Annotated in this window: 16 protein-coding genes and 1 tRNA gene; 5 read left to right on the forward strand and 12 right to left on the reverse strand. The window is 72.6% G+C overall.

All coding sequences use genetic code 11. The annotated features are described in order from the left end of the window. The first annotated feature begins 139 nt into the window (after positions 1 to 139). Together LL648_RS15335 and LL648_RS15340 are read left to right on the forward strand one after the other, a co-directional pair. Positions 140 to 224 (forward strand) — tRNA-Leu (locus tag LL648_RS15335). A gap of 429 nt (positions 225 to 653) precedes the next feature. Continuing rightward, positions 654 to 908 (forward strand): hypothetical protein, encoded by a 255-nt coding sequence (locus LL648_RS15340; RefSeq protein ID WP_232663219.1) that lies wholly within the window; start codon positions 654 to 656, stop codon positions 906 to 908. A 1-nt stretch (position 909) separates the two neighbouring features. On the opposite strand, the gene LL648_RS15345 is transcribed toward LL648_RS15340, so the two are convergent. From LL648_RS15345 to LL648_RS15360, 4 genes are read right to left on the reverse strand one after another with little or no spacing between them, the layout of a single operon-like run. Further along, a complete protein-coding gene (locus LL648_RS15345) occupies positions 910 to 1863 on the reverse strand; it encodes a LysR family transcriptional regulator (protein WP_232663220.1) in 954 nt (317 codons plus the stop codon). A 21-nt stretch (positions 1864 to 1884) separates the two neighbouring features. Beyond that, a complete protein-coding gene (locus LL648_RS15350) occupies positions 1885 to 4368 on the reverse strand; it encodes an FtsX-like permease family protein (protein WP_232663221.1) in 2484 nt (827 codons plus the stop codon). Continuing rightward, on the reverse strand, positions 4365 to 5123 hold the full coding sequence (locus LL648_RS15355) for an ABC transporter ATP-binding protein (protein WP_232663222.1): 759 nt from the start codon (positions 5121 to 5123) through the stop codon (positions 4365 to 4367). The genes LL648_RS15350 and LL648_RS15355 overlap by 4 nt, the downstream gene beginning before the upstream one ends. Further along, complete coding sequence (locus tag LL648_RS15360) at positions 5120 to 5323, reverse strand: hypothetical protein (protein WP_232663223.1); 204 nt, start codon at positions 5321 to 5323, stop codon at positions 5120 to 5122. Before LL648_RS15360 ends, LL648_RS15355 begins: the two co-directional genes overlap by 4 nt. 85 nt (positions 5324 to 5408) lie before the next feature. Between LL648_RS15360 and LL648_RS15365 the strand changes: the two genes are divergently transcribed. Continuing rightward, a complete protein-coding gene (locus LL648_RS15365; RefSeq protein WP_232663224.1) occupies positions 5409 to 6176 on the forward strand; it encodes a TetR/AcrR family transcriptional regulator in 768 nt (255 codons plus the stop codon). A gap of 50 nt (positions 6177 to 6226) precedes the next feature. Here the strand turns inward: LL648_RS15365 and LL648_RS15370 are convergent, their stop codons facing one another. Further along, complete coding sequence (locus LL648_RS15370; protein ID WP_232663225.1) at positions 6227 to 7537, reverse strand: APC family permease; 1311 nt, start codon at positions 7535 to 7537, stop codon at positions 6227 to 6229. Between the two features lie 114 nt (positions 7538 to 7651). Between LL648_RS15370 and LL648_RS15375 the strand changes: the two genes are divergently transcribed. Further along, positions 7652 to 8179, forward strand: a complete 528-nt coding sequence (locus tag LL648_RS15375) for an Lrp/AsnC family transcriptional regulator (protein WP_255685562.1) — start codon at positions 7652 to 7654, stop codon at positions 8177 to 8179. A 32-nt stretch (positions 8180 to 8211) separates the two neighbouring features. Here the strand turns inward: LL648_RS15375 and LL648_RS15380 are convergent, their stop codons facing one another. Continuing rightward, entirely contained in the window at positions 8212 to 9039 is an 828-nt protein-coding gene (locus LL648_RS15380; RefSeq protein ID WP_232663398.1) for an LLM class F420-dependent oxidoreductase, read from the reverse strand. Positions 9040 to 9460: 421 nt separating this feature from the next. Between LL648_RS15380 and LL648_RS15385 the strand changes: the two genes are divergently transcribed. Continuing rightward, the gene (locus LL648_RS15385; RefSeq protein ID WP_232663227.1) at positions 9461 to 9835 is read left to right on the forward strand and encodes a tautomerase family protein; all 375 of its coding nucleotides are present in this window, start codon (positions 9461 to 9463) and stop codon (positions 9833 to 9835) included. A gap of 63 nt (positions 9836 to 9898) precedes the next feature. On the opposite strand, the gene LL648_RS15390 is transcribed toward LL648_RS15385, so the two are convergent. The 6 genes from LL648_RS15390 to LL648_RS15415 are packed head-to-tail and all read right to left on the reverse strand — an operon-like array spanning position 9899 to position 20848. Beyond that, a complete protein-coding gene (locus LL648_RS15390) occupies positions 9899 to 15376 on the reverse strand; it encodes a non-ribosomal peptide synthetase/MFS transporter (protein ID WP_232663228.1) in 5478 nt (1825 codons plus the stop codon). Further along, positions 15373 to 16440 carry a 2-oxo acid dehydrogenase subunit E2 gene (locus LL648_RS15395; RefSeq protein WP_232663229.1) on the reverse strand — a complete coding sequence of 356 codons (1068 nt, stop codon included), beginning with the start codon at positions 16438 to 16440 and terminating at the stop codon, positions 15373 to 15375. The genes LL648_RS15390 and LL648_RS15395 overlap by 4 nt, the downstream gene beginning before the upstream one ends. After that, a complete protein-coding gene (locus tag LL648_RS15400) occupies positions 16433 to 17452 on the reverse strand; it encodes an alpha-ketoacid dehydrogenase subunit beta (protein WP_232663230.1) in 1020 nt (339 codons plus the stop codon). Before LL648_RS15400 ends, LL648_RS15395 begins: the two co-directional genes overlap by 8 nt. After that, positions 17440 to 18354 carry a thiamine pyrophosphate-dependent dehydrogenase E1 component subunit alpha gene (locus LL648_RS15405; protein ID WP_232663231.1) on the reverse strand — a complete coding sequence of 305 codons (915 nt, stop codon included), beginning with the start codon at positions 18352 to 18354 and terminating at the stop codon, positions 17440 to 17442. Before LL648_RS15405 ends, LL648_RS15400 begins: the two co-directional genes overlap by 13 nt. Next, on the reverse strand, positions 18351 to 19607 hold the full coding sequence (locus LL648_RS15410; RefSeq protein ID WP_232663232.1) for a glycosyltransferase: 1257 nt from the start codon (positions 19605 to 19607) through the stop codon (positions 18351 to 18353). Before LL648_RS15410 ends, LL648_RS15405 begins: the two co-directional genes overlap by 4 nt. Then, positions 19604 to 20848 (reverse strand): glycosyltransferase, encoded by a 1245-nt coding sequence (locus LL648_RS15415; protein WP_232663233.1) that lies wholly within the window; start codon positions 20846 to 20848, stop codon positions 19604 to 19606. Before LL648_RS15415 ends, LL648_RS15410 begins: the two co-directional genes overlap by 4 nt. Positions 20849 to 20850 lie beyond the last annotated feature (2 nt).

Genomic DNA, 20850 nt, shown 5'->3' on the forward strand with positions numbered 1-20850 from the left:
TCCCGTCGCTGGTCACGCCGATCTTCCTACCACCCGCGGGCCGCGCGCACCGCCGCCGAGCACGAACACCCGGGTGCCGTACGGCGCTCCGGACAGGTGGGCTATCCTTTCCGAGCCGCGGTGGTGAGCCGCGGAGCAAGTCCGAGTGGCGGAATGGCAGACGCGCTAGCTTGAGGTGCTAGTGCCCTTTAACGGGCGTGGGGGTTCAAGTCCCCCCTCGGACACACACCAAAACCCCAACGAATGCGCGTCGACCTCGATGTCGGCGCGCATCGTCCGTTCTGCGGCCGGTAGGTCAGGTTCAGGCAGACGTCAGCCCGGTTCTGCGGGGCGGCTCGGCGCAGAGCCGGGTGGACAGCGCCTAGCACACCAACGATGCCGCGGATGTCGTCCTTGCTCAGCCGAAGGGCCACCCGGACGTTGCGCACCCGCGCCTGGGCGGATGCCCGCTCGGCGTGGACCTGGCGAATCCACTCGGCCACCACAGCAGGTTCGATGCCGGCCTCCGGCGCAGATTGGCACCCGAGCCACCCCGGCCGCCGCGCAGGTGGGTAGACGGGTTCCACCGGGCGGAAGGTGGCAGTTGCGGCACCCGCCGCCCGCGGACCACCGATGTTTGACTGAGCCGGTCGAACAAGCTCCGGAGGGCACCGATGCTTCCTCGTTCCTTCGAGATCGCCATGGCGCTGGACCGCGCTCTGGGCGACCCCGCTGACGCGGCGAACCCGTTCTCGTACGCAGCGTGTGCGACCGCGGACGCCGACGCCAGCATTCCGGCCGGCGCGTGCATGGTGCTCGACGAACTCGGTGTCCCGCAGCACCACGTCCCCGTTGAGCATGGTGGTCGCCTCCCCCACTACGAGCAGCAGGTGGTCCCTCCGGCCGGCATCGAACCGACGCAGGTGTAGCTCATCCCCGACCTTCGCCGCGGCGCAGCGAACGTGCCACGTCGACGAACGCCCGGATGCCGTCGTCCTCGGTCGACGTCCGCCACACCGGCACCAGCACACCGGGCGGCATGCCGGCGATACGAACAGCGACCAGCCCCGGGCAGGGCACGCGGTCCAGGACCGACGCCACCGTGAAGTGCAGCCCCTTCCCCGCGAGCACCAGCGGGTAGACATCGGTGATTTCGACCTCGGATCGTCCGATCAGGCCGGCCAGGTCCTCGGCGGTGTAGTCGAGCCGTCGACCCGTGGGGGTGACCTGCGGTGCCCACGCCTCACGAAAGGCGGAGGCCGCGGGCAGACCGGGGTCGAGCAGCCTGCGGCCGACCAGATCGTCCAGCCCGATCGAGTCCCGACCGGCCAGCGGATCGCCGGCCGGCACGAGCACCGCCCGCGGATCCTCCTCGATGACAGCACCGACCGTGAGCCCCGGGCTGCTGAGGTGGTGCCCGCCGCCCCCTGGGCACCACATCAGCGCAAGGTCCATCGTGTCGTCCAGCATGAGTGATTCGAGCGGGTTGGCGGCAACGACTCCGCGCGAGTTGAACACCACGGTGCTGCCGGGGTGTGCCGACTCGAACGCACCGAGCAGCTCGGCGACGAACGCGAGCCCGATCGCCGACGAGTACCCCACGTGCAGCCTCCGCCCGGTGCCGCTCGCAAGGGTTCGGCACGCGCGCAGCGTGTCGCCCGCCTCGTTGTGGATGATCTCGGCACCTTCCTGGAACCGCCGCCCGAGCTGAGTGAGCCGCACCTCCCTGCTCGAGCGTTCGAACAACGGCCCACCCACCTCGCGTTCGAGCGCCCGGATCAGCTGGCTGACCCGGCCCTGGCTCAGGTGCAGCCGCTGTGCAGTCCGCCCGAAATGCAGTTCCTCGGCCAGCACGAGGAAGACGGCGATGTCACGCAGCTCCACACGCGTCCCGATCGTGGCCGATCATCCGGGTAGCGCGATCGTGTCGATGGGGCGGTGTCGCATGGCGAGCCGGGCCGTGAGCAGCGTCGCCGGCCACACGATGGCCAGTGCGGCCACAGCAACGGCCAGGAAGATCCAGACGGGACCGGAGGGGATGCCTGCTCCGACTGCGACTGCGGTGGGCACGACGCTGCACAGCGCGATCACGGTGCCGAGCGCGACGGCGGCGATCGCGATGATGCCGCTCTCGATCACCAGCATGCCCATGACCTGGCGACGGGTCGCGCCGGCGAGGCGTTGCACAGCGAGCTCCCTGCGCCGCGAAAGCACCGCCACCGCCAGCGTGTTGACCGACGCGATCGCCGCATAGGCGAACGCCAGGAACGCGAGCAGGTAGTTGATCCAGGCTTCGACGTCGAGCGCGCTCTGCACACCGGCGGCCAGCAGGCCGGTGTCGCCCACCGTCGCGCCGGGCAAGCGCCGGCCGATCTCGTCGCCGAGCGCGGTGGCGTCGGTGTCGGGAGCGGCGCGCACGAGGAACTGCGAGGCCGCTCCGGTCGTGGTGTGCGGTGCGAGCAACGCCGCCGGCACCACGACGCTCTCCTGGCTCACCGGCGCATCCAGCAGCGCGACGACGGTGACCTCGGCCCGCGCACCATCTCCGAGCAGCAGCCCCACTCGCTCCCCGACGGTGATGCCGAGCGCCTCGGCCCGTGCCTGCGGAAGCGCCACGGTGTTGCCGGTCAGGTCGGCGATCGAGCCCGTGACCACGGGGACCGCGAAAGTTCCGCTCTCCTGGTCGGCGTTCGCGGCGTCGATCCCGACCAGCGGTGCAGGGTCGCTACCGCGACCGTCGTAGGGCTGCTCGATCCAGCCCTTGCTGGTGATCAGCGGGGTGGCGCCGGCCACGCCGGGGATCTCGCGGACCTGCGCGAGCTGCTCGGCGGTGCTGCCGGCGGGCGCGGCGACGACCAGGTCGGCCGTGAACTGCGCAACGTACGCGGACGCGACCGCGTCGTTGCGGGTGGTCTGGGCGTAGCTGTTGCCCAGCGCGATGGCGACGGCCAGCGTGACCGGTGTCAGCACGGAAGCGAACATCATCGCTCGCGAGCGCGTGTTGACGATCGCCAGGTGGTTGCTCAGGCCGGCGATCCGACCCAGCAACGCAGCGGCCATCACGATGAGCTCGGGACCGCGCAGGCCCACCGCGATCGCGCCGGTGAGCAGCGCCGGGCCGCCGACGGCCGATGCGGTCGCGGGGTCGAGGAACATCGTGGTGCCCGCCAGCACGACGGTCGCGGCGGCGAACGCCAGCGCGAGCTGTCCGCGCAGCGGGCCGGTCGAGACCGCCGGGATCGCCGCCTCCCCCAGCGCCGCGATCGGACGCGTCGCACCAGCCGCCCGCGCGGCGATCGCCGCCGCGACCCACGGCACCACCAGCGCGAGCAACGCCCCGGCCGCGAACGGGACGAGGCCCTGGTGGAACTGCAGCACTGCCGGCACGACACCACGCGCAGCGGTGACCGAGAAGATCCACGAGCCCAGCAGTGCGCCGAGCGGGACACCCGCGAGCGCGGCGAGGACGGACACGGTCATCGTCTCGGCCACAACCATCCGCGACACCTGCCGCGGCGTGGCACCCGCAGCGCGCAACAGCGCGAGCTCGCGGTGGCGCTGGCGCACCGACAGCCCGACCGTGGCCGAGACGACCAGCGCCATCACCACGACCACCATGCCCCCGAAGATCGCCGAGAGCAGGATCAGCGGCAGGAACGCCGCGTCGATACCCGCGAACTCCGCACGACCGCGCTCGGCGCCGGTGCGGACCGCAAGATCCGCGGGCAACGCGGCGGCGACGTCCGCGACCGCCACACCGGGCTCGGGGAAGACCCCGATCGCGTCCACCGCGCCGGGGGTGGGCGCCCACCGAGCCGCATCGGCGTCGAACGCGAGGAGGACGGGTTCCGAGACCGGGCCGGCCGCGATGCCCACCAGCGTGAACGTGCGCGGCGCGCCGGCCACGGTGATCTCGACACCGGCACCGGGCACCGCGCCCAGCCGCGCCGCCGACCCCGCGTCGAGCACGACGTCGCCGCTTCGCCGTGGCTCGGTGCCGGCGTGCAGGTCGAACGGCGCGAGCGCCGCCGACGCCCACCCGTGCGCCGTGAGTGGATCACCCGCGAGCGCGGCGGGGAACGACACGTCGGGCACCGCCCGCGCGACCCCGGGGCTCGCCGCGATCTCGGCGAGCCGATCCGCGGCGACCCGCGGACGCTCTGCGTAGGGGACGGTCTCCGACTCCTCGTCGGGCAACGCGAACCCGATCGGACCAGTGACGACGACAGGGGCCCCCGCGTACCGCTGCGGCGGTGCGTCGAGCCGCAAGGCCGTCTCGAACAACCCGCCACACGCGACCAGCAGCGCGCAGCCCAGCAGCACCGCAACGAACGTGGCAGCGAATCCGGCAGCGCGGAATCGCAACCCGGCCAGCACGATCTTGATCATCTCGACCTCGCCGCCGTTCCCACAGCCGCCAACCGGGCCGCGACGACATCTGCCGAGGGCCGGTCGAGCCGCGTCACGATCTGCCCGTCGACCAGGAACAGCACGGTGTCGGCGTGCGACGCCGCGACCGGGTCGTGGGTGACCATGACCACCGCCTGTCCACCGCTCGCGACCTCGCGCAACAGCGCGAGCACGTCGAGCGCGGTACGGCTGTCCAACGCACCGGTCGGCTCATCGGCGAACAGCACATCGGCCCGGCTCGCCAGCGCCCTGGCGATCGCCACCCGCTGCTGCTGACCACCGGACAGCTCACCGGGCCGGTGCCCGACCCGTCCGGACAACCCGACCCGGTCGATCACCTGATCCACCCAGTGCCGGTCGACTGCGCGCCCGGCGAGCGTGGCCGGCAGAACGACGTTCTCCCGGACGTTCAGCGCGGGCATGAGGTTGAACGACTGGAACACGAACGCCACGTGGTCGCGGCGCAGCACCGTCAGCGCCGTCTCGTCCATCCCGGCCAGTGGTGTGCCGACCAGCGAGACCGTGCCCCCCGTCGGCTCGTCCAGTCCCGCGGCACAGTGCAGCAGCGAGCTCTTGCCCGACCCGGAAGGGCCCATCACCGCGGTGAAGCTGCCGGCCGGGAAGTCGACGGTGACGCCCGCGAGCGCGGTGACGGCCCCCGACCCGCTCCCGTAGGTCTTGCGCACCCCGTCGAGCCGGACGGGTGCCAATGCGGTGCCGGCGCCCGCCCTCATGCCGACTTCTCCGAGCCCGTCACCAGGTGCACGACACCGACGATCACGCCGCCGACGCCGACCGTCCACAGGAACCATGGCTCGACGAATCCCCCGCCGAGGATGCCGATCATCGCCCAGATCACGAACTGGATCAGGCTCACCGCCACCCACACCGCCACCGCGACCCGTCGCGCCGACCACTCCACCGAACTCGACATCCCGCTCTCTCCCCTCGCTCACCTGATCAACCGAAAATTAGTGTAAGGCATGAACAGTTCATGGGTCTACCGGTATTGTGTGGCCATGGCACAGTCGCCCTCGACCACCGACCTCCCACCCGGGCTCGCCCTCGCCTGGGGCGTGCAACCCGCGCCCCGCCGCGGCCCGAAGCCCGCGCACTCCGTCGAAGGGATCGTCGCCACGGCGATGGAACTCGCCGACGAGAGCGGCTACGCGGCCGTGTCGATGCCGAAGATCGCCAGCCGGCTCGGCATCACCGCCAACGCCCTCTACCGCTACCTCGCCTCCAAGGAGGAGCTGGTGGTGCTGCTCGCCGACACCGGCTGGGGTCCGCCGGACGTGCCGACGCAGCCGAGCAGCTGGCAGGAGGGCGTGACCTCATGGGTGCGCGCATTCGTCGCGCGCACCCGCATCCACCCCTGGCTGCTCGACCTCCCCGTCCGCGGAGCACCCCTCACGCCCAACCTGCTGGGCTGGCTGGAGGCGCTGCTCGACGCACTCGCCGAAACCGGCCTGCCCGCTGCCGACCTGCTCGGCTGCGCCACCCTGCTCGACGGCTACGCCCGCAGCACCGCGAACCTCGCCCGCGACCTCCACGCCATGTCCCCCTCGCCGACCGAAGGAGCCGCCGTCGCAGCGTTCCTCGAACCGCTGCTGCGGGCCCGCGGCTCCGACGTCGTCGCCGACCTGCTGGGAGGCGCAGCGCCCTACGCCGAGGCGACGTTCGACGACGGCGATGTGGAGTTCGGACTGCAACGCATCCTCGACGGCATCACGACGCTGATCCAGAAGCGGACCGGAGGCGGTGCGGATCGCCGAGCTGGTACGTGATCCGTCGTGTCGGGTCTCGACAGGAACGGCCGCGACGAGCAGCTCCGATGTCACCGGGCTACACCGGCGGCGGACTGGGCGCCCGCGTCCACGTCCGCGCCGGCGACCGGATCGGCCGGATCGACCTTTTCGCGGCGACGGCGGTAGAGGACCGCCGCCACCCCGAGCACGAGCGGAACCAGCAGGAACCATTCGGAGAAGACCAGCACCACGGCCATGACGACGGCCGCCAACACCGCGCCGAACCACACAGGACGCCCGGTGGGCAACAAGCGCGCACCGGCGACCAGTCCCGCAACCGTGACCGCGATGAAACAGGCGGACGCGCCGAGCATGACCGAGCCGAGGGACGCGCCGGTAGCCAGGGCGAGGACCGAAACGGCCGCGGAGAGCACGCCGAGAACGGCGAGGCTGCGGCGAGGCACCTCGCCGGGCGCGTTCCCCTTCGCCATCCAGCTCGGCAGCGCGCCGTCACGAGCCAGTGCTGCGCCGAGGCGGCTCGCGCCTGCCAGGTAGACGGTCATCGTGCCGAGCGCGAGCAGGGCGGCGACGGTCGCGGTGACGGCCGAGGCTGCACCACCCACGCCCGCCTGGAGCAACAGGCTCAGCGGAGCGGGGCTGTCGGCCAGCTGCGGACCGAGCACCAGCACCGAGGTCAACGAAATCCCGATGTAGAGGATCGCGACGACGGCGAGCGTCAGCGCGGTGACCCGGCGCAGGTCGCGGGCCGGATCGCGGAACTCGCCCGACAGGTGGGTCACGGCCTCCCAACCGGCGAACGAGAAGAACAGCAGGCTCGCGGCACCACCCACCGACCAGAAGCCGTGCGGCGCGAACGGGGTCAGGTTCTCCGGGCGCACCGACGGCAGCGCAGCCACGCAGGCGATCAGCAGCAGCAGGGCCAGAACGGCGACGAGCACGAGCTGCACCCGACCGGAGATCGTGAGCCCGACAGCGTTGCCGGTGAAGGCGAGGCCGAGCAGCACGACCGCGATCAGCAGCGCCAGGGTCTGGCCGCCACCCAGGGCATCCGCCACGTAGCGACCACCGACGAACGCCGTCGCGGGCGCGCCGGCCGGCAGGGCGAAGTAGAACCAGTACCCGACGACGGCTGACGCGCGTGGCCCGAACGCCTTCGCGACGAATGTCGCCACGCCGCCCCCGTCGGGGTAGCGACCACCGAGGGCTGCGAAGGTGGTGGCCACCGGAACGCAGAACAGCAGCAGCAGCGCCCACGCCAGCACCGAGGCGGGACCAGCCTCCTTGGCCGCCAGCGACGGTAACGCCAGGATGCCTGCACCGAGGATGGCGCCCACGTAGATCGCAGTGCCTTGCCCGATGCCGATACGCGCGGAACTCACTCTCGACTCCTCCTGGGTACCCCGAGGCCCGACGGCGCACCAGCATGCGCCCAACCTAGGCATCTCAGGTGGTTGATAGGATGCACCTTAGATGAATAGACCCTAAGGAGTAAAATGCCTCAGGATCAAAGGTGGATCGGGGACTCTCGTCAGGATGGCGCATTCGACGAGGTCGACCGGTTGCTCCTCGGCCTGCTTCAGGAGTCCGGGCGGATGACGTTGGCCGAACTGGGCCGCCGCGTCGGCCTGAGCTCACCGAGCGTGTCGGAGCGCCTTCGTCGGCTGGAGGAAGGCGGGGCGATCTTGGGCTACTCGGCCGTGGTGAACCCGGCGGCGCTCGGCTACCGGCTCAACGCCTTCGTCCGGCTCGCGCCCGCCATCCGCAGCGCGGAGCGCGCACCGATGAGCCGCATCCTGGACCGGCCGGAGGTGTTGGAGGCCCACCACGTCGTCGGGGACGACTGCTGGATCTTCAAGGTCGTCGTCCGCGATACGACGCACCTGGAGCACCTGCTGGCGGACTTCTCCGACGTCGGCTCGACAACGACCTCGATCGTGCTGTCCTCACCGGTCCGGCACCGCTCCGTGCTGCCCTACGAGCCACCGGACCCGGGTCCATCCGACGATCCGTCGGACCACTGACGACCCTCGTTCCCGAACCTTCGGTGAAGGGATCAGGCCGGAGCCCGGGCGCTGTCCTCGGCGGTCCGACCGGGCCCGCCCAGTCCGTCCCGCCACGCCACCCACGCACGGACCGTGGAGAAGTCGAAGTCGGGTCCGTGCACCTCCAGGGTGAACGTGGTGACCCCCTGTTCCAGCAGGGCGACCCCGTTCACCTCGGGCTCGCCGTGCACGCCTGCCGACAGCTCGATCTCGCCGGGGTCGCGGCCGATCTCCGCGCAGCGCTCGACCAGTACCTGTTTCTTGCGGGCGAACTCCGCGCCGGAGGAGAACCAGTGCCAGATGTCCGCGTGCTCGGCCACCAACCGCAACATCTTCTGCTCGCCGCCACCGCCGATCAGCACCGGGATCTTGCGGACCGGCTGCGGGTTCAGCTTGGCGAACCGGTGCTCGAGCCTGGGCAGCGCCTCGGCCAGCGCACCGACCCTGCTGCCGGGGGTGCCGAACTCGTAGCCGTACTCGGCGAAGTCCCGTTCCATCGCGCCCGCGCCGATTCCCAAGATCAGCCTGCCGCCGCTGATGTGGTCGATGGTGCGCGCCATGTCCGCGACCAGGTCCGGGTTGCGGAAGCCGATGGAGGTCACCATCGGTCCCAGCTGCACCCGCGAGGTCAGCTCGGCCCACGCGGCGAGCATCGTCCAGCACTCGAAGTGCTTTCCGTGCTCGTCGCCGGAGATCGGCAGGAAGTGGTCCCAGTTGAAGACGATGTCCACGCCGATGTCCTCGGCCTGCACCGCGGCGCGGCGGATGGCCGAGTAGTCGACGTGTTGCGGGGCGATCTGCACACCGATCTGAACCGGGCGGGAGCTCACAGGGTCGATCACGGACTGCACAGTGTCCTCCTGTCGATCTTTCAGCGGCAAGCCTGACCGTCCGGAGGAACCCCGACAAGCACCAACACCCAATGCTGCAATTGCCCCGGTTAATCATTGCGCCACGAGCCGAACCCGGCTTCGACGGGACACGGCGACCCACGCATTCGAAGATCATGGAATCGAGTTGGCGGATGCCCGATGCCGACCGAGGGTGGGCGAGTCGATGCAAGATCGGAAAGGAACTCCCACGCAGACATGCTCCACCCGCCGCCCGAGCACGGGTGGCAGTTGGCATGCTCGATCGCGGCCACGACCCTACGCAGTGGCCGCTCGAAGGTCCTGACTGCTGCTCCGCCAGACCGCAACCTGACAGGGGATTCCCATGCCGTTCGTCCGGATCACGTTGAGTACCGACCGTCCCGAACCGATGCGTGCAGCCGTAGGCGAAGGCGTGCGCCGCGCACTGGTCAGCGCCATCGGTGTTCCCCCGGACGATCGCTTCCAGATCATCGACGCGCAACCGGCCACCGCCTTCCACGTCGACCGCCACTTCCTCGACGGTGACCGGCGCGATCCGGTGGTCGTGGAGATCACGCTCACCAGCGGGCGGACCCGGGACATGAAGCTCGCGCTCTACCAGACGATCGTGGCGAACCTGTCCGAAGTCGGCGTACGACCGGACGACGTGATCATCCTGCTGCAGGAGTCCGAGCGGGAGGACTGGTCCCTCGGCGGCGGGAAGATGCAGCTGCTCGACGAGGACCTGATCCGCAAGTACGGCTGGTCACCACCGAAGGCGTGATCCCGACTCGCCCTGCGGAAACAGCCGGATGCAGCCCCATCAGGTCGGCGGGGACCAGCCGGATCAGCTCGGTCTCGTCATGAGCCGGTCCTTCGTCGCATCAGGTGCGCGCTCCCCGACCGGGCGCCGCTCCACCGCGGCGATCCGGCCGGCAAGGTCCTCGAGACCGACCAGATCGTCCGGGGCGGCGTCGGGAGTATCGCGGTCGAAGCGGGCCAGCGGGCGGTGCCGGAGGGCCAGGAGGGTCCAGCCGGCGATGGCGAGCCCGCACATCAGGTAGAGCAGACCGATACCGCGGGCCTCGGTGGTGCCCAGCAGCGGCCCCAGCGCGGGCGCCAGCGGGGCGACCACGACGAACCCCAGCGGCTGGGTGGACATCGCAATGGCCTGGTTGACCGCCAGCACCCGGGCGTGGAAGCGGTGCGGGACCTTGGTGTGGATCACGGTCATCCAGATGCCGTCCACGACCGCCATGGTCAGGCACATGCCGAACACGCCGACCGCGATGACGGGCAGCGACGGGCGCAGCCCGGTCAGCGCGCAGAACGCGGCGAAGGACAGCGTGCACAGCAGCATCCCGGTCATCCGGCGATGGCGAGGCCCGCCCCACAGCGCCATCGCCGCGCCCCCGACCGTCGCGCCGATCCCGGCGATCATGGCGATCCAGCCCGCGTCGCCCAGGTCGCCGACGGACAGGGCCAGTGGCGAGATCAGCACGAACACCGCGCCGAGCAGGACGTTCAGCACGAAGAAGTAGCCCACCATGGCGCGCAGGCCCGGCCGCACCCACAGGTAGGAGAAGCCGTGCCGGATCTCGGTGAGCAGGTCCTCGCGCGGCCGCCACGGCAGCGTCGAGGGGAAGCGGACCAGCAGCAGGACGGCGGTCGCGGCGATGTAGGACAGCACGTCCAGCAGCAGGAGCGCGGTCAATCCGAACGCGGCCATGAGCGCGACCGCGAACACCGGCACCAGGAACCGGGCGACACCCATCGTGAACTGGACGACGCCGTTGGCGTGGCCCATGTACTGCTTGGGGATGAGCTGTGGCACCGCCGAGCCGTAGGCGAGCCGCTGGGCGGTGAGCGCGACCGACAGGGCAGCCAGCAGCAGGTAGAGGCTGACCGAGCCGAGATCGCCCGTGACGACCAGCTGGGTCAGCAGCACCGCCTGGATCGTCCCGGCGGCGATCCCGCTCGCGAGCAGCGCGCGCCGCCGGTCGCCGCGGTCGACCAGCGCCCCGATCACCGGGGCCGCGATCAGTCCCGGCAGCAGCGCGACCAGCGCGAACAACGTGAACCTCGCCAGCGACCCGGTCTGCAGGTAGACCCACAACGGGATCGCGTACTCGGTGAGCGCCGTCCCGATCATCGAGATCATCTGTCCGGCGGCCACCGTCAGGAACCGGCCCATGCTCGGCGGGACGGCGGCTGCGGTGGCTGTGGCAGCGGTGGCGGTGGCGGTGGCGGTGGCGGTGGCGGTGGCGGCGGCTTGCGGTGCCGCGCCGACGGCGGCCTCGACCCACCACGTGTCGTCGGGCCGCCGCTCCCGCGGAGCGCGGTGGACGGTAGTGATGATCTCGGCGAGCTCGGCCGCGCGGAACTTGAGGAAGTAGTGCCCGGCCTCGTCGATGACGACCAGACCGGTCGCGGAGGTCAGGAAGCCCCACTCGCGGTAGCGCTCGCGGTAGAACTCCGTGCCGGGGTCCCGCTCGCCCACCACGCAGATGACGGGTGCGGTCAGCGGCTCCACCCGCGCCCTGTTCGACTCCGTCATCAGGCGGGTGAAGTACTCCTCGGACAGCTCGCCGTCGCGGCGCATGGTCCGCACCATGAACCGGCGCTGCTCGCCGTCGACGGCGCCGACGTCGGCCCCGGTGGCCTGCAGCCAGTTGGCGTAGACGGTGTCGCTGCGCAGCCGCTCGATCCGCAGCGCCCGGTACAGCGGGCCCAGGATCTTCCCGTCCGGCCGTGCGAACGGGAACACCCCGCCCAGGTAGACCGCCTCCACCGGGCGACCTTCGACCTGCAGGGTGCGGGCGATCTCGCAGGTGAGGGCGGCGCCCGGCCCGCAGTGCCCGTACAGGACCAGTGGGCCGGTGACGGTCGCGAGGATCTCGGTGACGCACCGCCGCGCGACTGTCTCGATCGACTGCCCGTCCTCCTGCAGGGCCAGCTCGTGGCCGGGCACCGCGACGGCCAGGAGCGCGTGCCCGTCGGGAAGCGCATCGGCCAGCGGCTGGAACACCACGGCGCTGGCCCCGCCGTAGGGGACGCAGACGTAGGTGAGCGTCGGCGGCGCCCCGCTGCGGCGGGTCAGCTCGTGCAGCAGCGGGCGGTCCTCGGCGGGCGCGGTGGCCGCGGCGAGCCGGGCCATCGCCCGGACCGTCGGCTCGCGGAACAGCTCGACGACGGTCACGGGCCGCGGCAGCGCAGTGCGCAGCCGCGCGACGATCTGGGTCGCGAGCAGCGAATGCCCGCCCAGGTCGAAGAAGTCGTCGAGCGCCCCGACCCGGTCCACCTGCAGCACCGCGGCCCATACCCGCGCGATCGTCTCCTCGAGCGGCCCGTCCGGGGCGACGAAGGCATCGGCGGGACGGTCGTCGGCCGGCTCGGGCAGCCGGGTCCGGTCGACCTTGCCGTGCGCCTGCAACGGCAACCGGTCGAGCCACACGAACCGGCCGGGCACCATGTACTCGGGCAGCCGCTCGGCCAGCTCCGCGCGCAGCTGCGCCGCCGGGGTGGTCCCCGCGGTGCCCTCCAAGTAGGCGACGAGCCGGTCCCCGCGCACCACCACAACGGCCCGCGACACCCCGACGCACCCGCCCAGCGCCGCCTCGACCTCGCCCAGCTCGACCCGGTAGCCCCGGATCTTGACCTGGTGGTCGCGGCGGCCGAGGAACTCCACGTTCCCGTCCGGCAGGAACCGGCCCAGGTCCCCCGTCCGGTACACGCGGTCGTCGGGGGCCAGCGGCGCGGGGACGAACCGCTCGGCGGTCAGCTCCGGCCGGCCCAGGTAGCCGCGGGCCAACCGGTCCCCGCCGATGCAGATCTCGCCGACGGTGCCGGGCGGCACCGGCCGCAGGTCCTCGTCCAGCAGGTGGATGCGCGCTCCGGGCAGCGGTCGTCCGATGGGGCTGGTCGCACCGGCCTCCCCGTCGTCGGTGACCCGCCAGGTGGTGACGCCGACGGTCGCCTCGGTCGGCCCGTAGTGGTTGTGGACCGCGCAGGTCCCGAGCTTGGTCCCGATCTGGGCGAGCCCGCGCACCCATGCGGTCGTCGAGGCCTCGCCGCCCAGGATCAGTGCCCGGCGCGGCAGGAGCGCCGCCGCACCGACGTCGTCGGCGAGCGCGGCCAGGTGCGACGGCGTGAGCTTGAGGTAGTCCAGGCCCGGCCCGGCCAGCACCGCGGCGAGCTCGGCGCCCGACGCCCTGCGCGGGATCATCCGCACCCGGCCGCCGGTGGCCAGCGCGAGGTAGAAGGTGGTGATGCCGAAGTCGAAGCTGAGCGACTGCATCAGCCCGAACGTCGCGCCCGGGACGATCTCCAGCCGCTGCCGTACGCCGTCGAGGTAGTTGAGGACCTGGCGGTGTGCGATCGCGACGCCCTTCGGCCGGCCCGTGGAGCCGGACGTGTAGACGACGTAGGCGAGGTCGTCGCCGGTCGCGGTCTCCGGCAGCGGCGTGGCGGGCTCGTCCCCCCACGGGTCGGTGTCCAGGCACACGATGCGGCCCGGGTACCCCGCGAACCTGGGCCGCATCGTGGACGTCGTGATCAGGATCGGCGCGCCGGAGTCGGCCAGCAGCCACTCCAGCCGCTGGTCGGGGGCCTCTGGATCGAGCGGCAGGTAGGGCGTGCCCGCCTTCAGCACGCCGAACAGCGCGACCGCGGTCCGCGCCGACTGCTCCAGGCAGATCGCCACGGGCCGGTCCGGTTCCGTCGCGGAACGGCGCAGGTGGCGGGCCAGCCGGGTGGAGTCGGCGGCGAGGTCGCCGTAGGTGAGGGTGGTGCCCTCGTAGATCACGGCCGGGGCGTCGGGGTCGTGGCCGTCGACGACCCGGTGCAGCAGCGGCCACGGGGGCTCGACGGTGCCGGTGGCGTTCCACCCCGCCAGCTGTTCCCGGTCGGTGCCGGTGAGCAGGTCGTGGGCGGCCAGCGGCGTGTCCGGGGCCGCCGCGATCGACTCCAGCAGCAGCCGGAACAGGGCGCCGAGCTGCTCGACGACGGGGGCGGTGAACCGGTCGTTCCGGTAGCGGAAGCAGAGCTCGTACTCGTCGGGCAGCTCCCGCACGATCAGGGCCAGGTCGAACGCGGCCTCGTCCAGGGGCCTGCCCCACCGCTCGGTGGCGAGGTCCGCAGGCCAGTCCTGCCGCTCGGCGTGCGCCTGCTGCCAGATCACCGCGCTCTGGAACAGCGCGGCCATCCGGTCGCCGCGCCCGGTGTCCAGCGCGGAGGTCAGCTCGTCGAACGGCACCTCGTTGGCCATGGCCGTCGCGAGCGCGGAACGGACCCGCGCGGTGGCGTCGCGGAATGGCAGGGTGCGGTCCAACTCGGTGCGCAGCGGCAGCAGGTTGATGAAGCAGCCGATCAGCGGTTCCAGCTCGGTGCGCCCGCGCCCGCCGGTCACCGTGCCCACGGTGACCGAACGGTCGCCGGTCAGCCGGGCCAGCAGCGCTTGGTAGGCGGCCAGGAACGCGACGTACGGGGTGGTCCGCGCGGTCCCGGCCCGCTGCACCGCCAGGGCCAGCTCCGCCGGGATCGTGAACACCACCTCACCGCTCCCGGTGGCGCCCGGCGCGGGGCTGCCGGGGTGCAGAACCGTCGGCGGCTCGGCCAGCAGCTCCCTCCAGTGGGCCAGGCGTTCCCGCAGCGCGTCCGGGCCGAGCCGCGAGCGCGACCAGGCCGCGTAGTCGGCGTACTGGATCGGCAGCTCGGGCAGCTCGGCGACAGAGTCACCAACGGCCCCGCGGTAGGCGGCCGCCAGCTCGGCGACGGCGTTGTCGACCGACCAGCCGTCGGTGATCGCGTGGTGCCACACCAGCATGAGCCGGTGCTCGTCGGCCCCGAGCCGGTACAGGTGTGCCCGGAACAGCGGGGCGTGCGCCAGGTCGAACCGCTCCCCCGCCGCGCGGCGAGCCAGCGCGGCGGCTTGCGCCTCGGCGTGATCTGCACCGTCGTCGGTCCCGGCCAGGTCGACGACCGTGAACGGGGTGTCCAGCTCGGGCAGGACCTGCTGGCAGGGTTCGCCGTCGACGTCCACCAGGACGGTCCGCAGCACCTCGTGCCGCGACACCAGGGTCGCGACCGCCGTCCGCAACGCCTCGGTGTGCAGCGGCCCGCGCAGGCACAGGCCGGCGGTGACGTTGGCGACGCTCTCCGGGTCGACCTGCGCGGCGAGCCACATCCGGCGCTGCTCGAACGAGCACAGCAGCGGGCCGCCGTCGCGCGGGACGCGTGCGATGCCCGCGGCCTTGCGGGCCCGCAGCCGCGCCAGCGCCGCCCGCTGCTCGGGCGACAGGTCGCGCAGGTTGCTCACCGTGGTCATGAAGGGGTCTCCGCTTCCAGCGCTGACCGCAGCGCGGCGAGGAACCGCAGCGCGTCCCGGCCCGTGACGAGCCGGTGGTCGTAGGCGAGGCCGAGCGTCGCGACCGTCCGCTGGACGACGGTCCCGTCCTCGGCCAGTGCCAGTTCCGGCCGCGGCGCGCACAGCGACACCGCGCACGCGTGGCCGGGGAAGACGATCGGGACGGCGACGACGGCGTCCGTGTCGGTGTTGAGCGCCAGCAGGATGGTCGAGCCGGCGAGGTCGTCGGTGGTGAACGTGCCCCGCATCGCGGTCATCCGCAGCCGCATCGCCGCCGCGGAGATCTCCGCGAGGGTGCGCGTGCCCGCGTCCCTGACGACCGGTGTGTACAGCCCCGAGCCGAGGTCGATGGTGATGCCGACGTGCGGGTCGCGCGGCCGGATCTCCTGCCCGTCGAGCTCGGCGAACATCTCGGGGAACTCCCCGTGCGCCCGGCCGATCGCCTGGATGAGCAGTTCGGGCAGGCCCACCAGGGTCCGCAGCTCCCGCGTCAGGCGTTTCGCGCGGTCCAGGGCCGGCCCGACCTCGACGGTGACCGCGGTGAAGGCAGCGGGGATCGTCTGCCAGGAACGGGTGACGGTGGCGGCCATGCCGCGCCGGACCGGCGTCAGCGTCCGGGCCGGCGGTCCGACGTGCAGCAGTGCTTCGACGTCCGCCCGGCGGATCAGGGCGATCCCCAGCGCGCCCACCTGCTCCTCGGTGATGCCATGCGCGTCCATCAGCTCCCGCGCGGGCGCGGTGATGGTCGGACCGGCCTCCGCCGGCTCGCGCTCCGCCGCGACCGGCTCGGATCCCGGATCGCCGATCCGGCCGATGACCTGGCCCGGCAGGCAGGTGGCGCCGGCGGGCAGGAGCCTGCGCAGCACCCCGCCGTCCTCGCTCACCACGTCCTCGACGGCCTTGGAGGTCTCGACCATCACCACCGCTTCGCCGGGCGCGACCTCCGCGCCGTCCTCGGCCAGCCAGCCGGCGATGACGTACTCGCTGTCGTTGGTGTTGAGCTTGGGGATCGTGATGTCAGCCAAGGAACGTCTCCTCGAGAGCCTGGCGGAGGTCGGTGTCCTGGACGAGGACGGCGTGTTCCAGGTGCGCGGCCGAGGGCACGACGCTGTCGGCGGCGTGGACGAGCGTCACCGGGCGGCGCAGCTGACCCCACATCCGCTGGTGGAGCTGGTGGGCGACCTCGGCGCCCCAGGTGCCGCCGCCGGAGCCGTCCTCGGCGACGACCACCGCGCGGACACCGCCGAGCAGGTCGCGGACGGCGTCGCCGTCGAACGGGTAGAGCCGGCGCGGGACCAGCAGCAGGCAGGAGATCTCCTGTTCCAGCAGCAGCGACCGCATCGCCGCCAGCGCGCGGTGGACCATCCCGCCCGGGGCGATCAGCGCGACGTCGCAGCCCGTCGGATCGCCGACCCCGACCCCGACCCCGACGCGGGTGATTTCACCGACCCGGTCGTAGCGGAACAGCCCGTCGATCGTGCCCCCGGTGAACATCTGCCGGGTGTAGAGGATCTTGTCCTCGAACAGGACGCACGGCTCCTCCCGTCCGAGCATGGTGGCGAACAGGTCCCGGTGGTCGTCGAACGGCGACATCTCGTACAGCGCCAGGCCGGGCACCCCGACCAGGTGCTTCTGCAGGCTCTGGCTGTGGGTGGGGCCGTAGCCGCGCCCGCCGCCGGTGGGGCACCGCACGACCATCGGCATGGGGACCGGCCGGCCGTACATCGAGACCGACTTGGCCGCGAAGTTGACGATCTGGTCGAACGCGAGGGTCACGAAGTCGGAGAACATGATCTCGACGATCGCCCGGTCGCCCGCCAGTGCGAGGCCGGCCGCCACGCCGACGATCCCGCTCTCGCTGAGCGGTGTCGTCAGCACCTGGCCGGGGAACCGCGTCGACAACCCCCTGGTGACCTTGAACGCGCCGCCGTAAGGATCGAGGACGTCCTCGCCCAGCAGGTAGAGGGCGGGATCGTCGCCCAGCGCGTCGTGCAGCGCGGCGTTGACGCTCTCGGCCACGCGCATCAGGGCCGCCATCCCGAGAGCGGACGGGACAGGACCTCTTCGGCGATGTCGTCGACGAACCGCCGGGCCCGCTCGTCCAGGTCGGGACGGGCAGCCGCCAGCGGCGCGTACCAGTCGTGCTCGGCGGCCCGGCGCAGTTCCTCCGCCGGCCGGGTGTCGTCCCCCTTGCTGTGCGGGCCGAGCCGGTGGACGTCGACCTCCAGCACGTGCGGCCCGGCCCCGGCCCGCACGGCCGCCAGCAAGGGCGCGGCCTCCGCCCGCAGGCCGGCCACGTCGGCGGTCCCGGTGAGGTGGTGGGCGGCGCCGAACGCGGCGGCGCGCCCGGCGATCGTCCCGGCCAGCTCCATGCTCGTCGGCGTGGACTGGGCGATCCCGTTGTTCTCGGTCACCACCAGCAGCGGAAGCCGCCACAGGCACGCCATGTTGAGCGCCTCGTAGACCGAGCCCTCGCCCCAGGTGCCGTCGCCGACGAACGCGACGGCCACCGCCCCGGGCTCGGACCGCGCGAGGTGCAGCGCGGTGCCCACGGCGACCGGCAGGCTCTGCCCCTGCACGCCGGTCGACAAGTACCGCCCGTTCAGCAGGTGCTGGCTGCCGCCGACCCCGCCGCAGACCGCGCCCTCGCGGCCCGTGATCTCGGCGAGCAGCCCCGCCGGGTCCCGGCGCAACGCCAGGTAGTGGCCGTGGCCGCGGTGGTTGCTGAACACGAAGTCGGCCTCGGTCAGCAGCGGGGCCAGCGCCACCGGGACGTGCTCCTGCCCCAGGCAGGTGTGCGTCGTCCCGTTCAGGAGGCCGCGGTCGAACAGGTCGAGCAGCTTGGACTCGAAGTGCCGGATCACCAGCAGGAGACCGGCGTCGTCGGTGAGCAGGTCCTCGCGGACGGCGTGCCCCGACGCGGATACGGACAACGTCATGGCAGGCGCTCCTTCGTGAGCAGGTGGGCGAGTGCGGCCAGCCGGTGCCGGTCGGTGGGCAGCCGCGACCGGGCCGGCGGACCCTGCGCAGAGACGGGCTGCAGACCGGCCAGGTAGGTCTCGAGCCGGGATCGGTCGAGAGCGGCCACGAACGCCGTCGACGTGGTCCTGGACCGCTCGGCCAGCTCGGCGTAGTGCGCGGGATCGGTCAGCAGCGACGTCAGCGCCGCCAGCCACGGCCCGAGGTCCTGCTCGGGCAGCAGCGGCTCGGGACGGCCGCCGACGGCGGAGTACCGGCTGATCCGGCGGACCGGCAGCAGGTAGGGCACCCCGAGCTTCGCCTCGCGCAGCCCTTCGGTGTCGGCCGCCAACACGGGGATGCCGCGCAGCATCGGTTCCACGGCGGTGTACCCGAACGTCTCGTCCCACAGCGAGGGCACCACCACGACCTTGGTGCGGGCCCAGATCGCGTCCACGTCGTCGCTGGCGCCGGCCAGCTCGACGTTGGGGCGCCGGGCGAGTTCGGCCAGCTCGGCCGCGCTCGTCCCCCAGGTCGGTACGGCCAGGAACGGGGTGTCGGGCAGCGCGTCGGCCAGCGCCAGGAAGATCGGCAGGCCCTTGTACCCGCACGGGTTGATCATCGTGACGTGCCCGCCCCGGTGCCGGGGATGCGGGCCCGGCCCGTACACGTGCGGCTGGATCACGGTCGCGTCGATCCCGCCCCACGCACGCAGGTACCGCTGCGCGGTCGCGCTCACCGCCACTACCCCGGCGCAACGGCCCACCAGCCGCGTCCCGGTCACGCTCGGGTAGAACGCCCGGGGCCCGAACGGGAGCTGCTGGAGGGTGTGCGCCAGGTACACCACACGACCAGGGGTCGCCTGCTGCGCGACCCCCAGCATGAGCAGGCCGGGATCGTCGGACGGGACGAGCGTCCAGTCCGGCGCGAACTCCTCGGCGACCCGGCGGGCGAGCCCGGCCAGCCCTGACGGCGCCAGGGCGAGGTGCACCAGCACCCCGTTGAGCCGCACCACCACCGCCTGCGGCGACACCGACTCGGGCACCGCTCCCCGGCCGGCCAGATCGTGCAGCAGCTCGTCGACGCTGGTGCGGCCCAGCTCGCCCGTCAGCGGGGCGACGACCCGGCAGTCGTGGCCCCGGGCGGCCAGGTCCTGCAGCAGGATCCGGTTGGACTTGGTGGCGCCGCCGTGCGTGCGGTGCCAGAACATGTTCTGCGCGAGCAGGATCCTCATCGGCGCGCCTCCAGCAGCCGCAGGAGCGCCGCCCGCCTGGCGGGCCGGCGTAGTGGCTGCCGGTCGGCGAGGGCCGGGCCGCGCACCGCGCGGGCCGCCGGGGCGGCCAGCAACTCCTCCACAGCCGTCGCCGCGCCGCCCAGGCCGTCGCCGCCCTCGGGCCGGCTGCCGGCCCGAGCCCCGGTGAGCAGCTCCGCCACCGCGTCCGGATCCCATGCCTCGACCGGCAGCCACTGCGCCAGCCCGAGAGCGGCCAGCCGGCCTGCGTTGTCCGGGCGGTCCACGCCGTGCGCGAGGACCACCTGGGGGGTGCCAGCGGTCAGGGCGCGGGCCAGCGTGCCGATGCCGCCGTGGTGCAGCACCACTCCGACCTGCGGCAGCACCGAGTGGAAGGGCAGGGCGGGCACCCAGCGCATCCGGTCGGGCAGCCGCTCCGGCACCAGGTCGCGATGCCTGACGACGAGCAAGGCAGGCCGATCGGCCCGGCGGCAGGCTGCCACCGCGACCTCGTAGAACCGCGGGTGCATCATCCGGCCGGTACCGCCGCTCACCAGCACCGGTCGCTCGGCGAGCAGCGCGGCGATCGACGGGTCGAGAGGGCGCGGCTGGTCGTCGGCGAGCGGGAAGCCGGTAAGCCGGACCCGCGCCGGCGACCGGACGCCGGCCCGGTCGAACCACTCGGGCCACAGCCCCACCTCGAGGTCCGCCACGGCCTCGTGCGCGGCCCAGTCCCGGCCGAGCCCGGCCGCTTCCGCCACCTCCGCGAGACCGGCCCGGAGCATCGTGGCGTACAGGAGCCGGGCCCCTTCCTCGGCCATCAGCTGCACCGGCGACACCGCGACCCACGCGGAAGGCGCCCCCAGCCGCGCTGCCGCCATCAGGACCGAGACGGCCGACGAGTGCCGCCCGATCAGCACCGTGCGCCCCGGAACGTGCCGCTCCACCAGCGCCCGGTACTCCATCAGCGTCTGGGCGAACAAGCCGTTGCGCCGGTAGAACTCCAGCCACCGGCCGGGCGCCCGGCCGGCCAGCAGGCGCGCGGTGTCGGCGAGCTGCTGCTCGTACTCCTCCTCCGTGTCGATGGCGACGAACTCCAGCCCGGCCCGGCCGACCAGCTCCGCGTACGGGGCGTGGGTCAGGACGGTGACCTCGTGGCCCCGGCCGGCCAGCTGCCGGCCCAGCCCGATGAACGGGAGGACGTCGCCGTCCGTCCCGTGGCTGACCAGCAGCATGGTTGCCATGG

This window comes from Pseudonocardia sp. TRM90224 (assembly GCF_021245725.1).
Taxonomy (GTDB): domain Bacteria; phylum Actinomycetota; class Actinomycetes; order Mycobacteriales; family Pseudonocardiaceae; genus Pseudonocardia.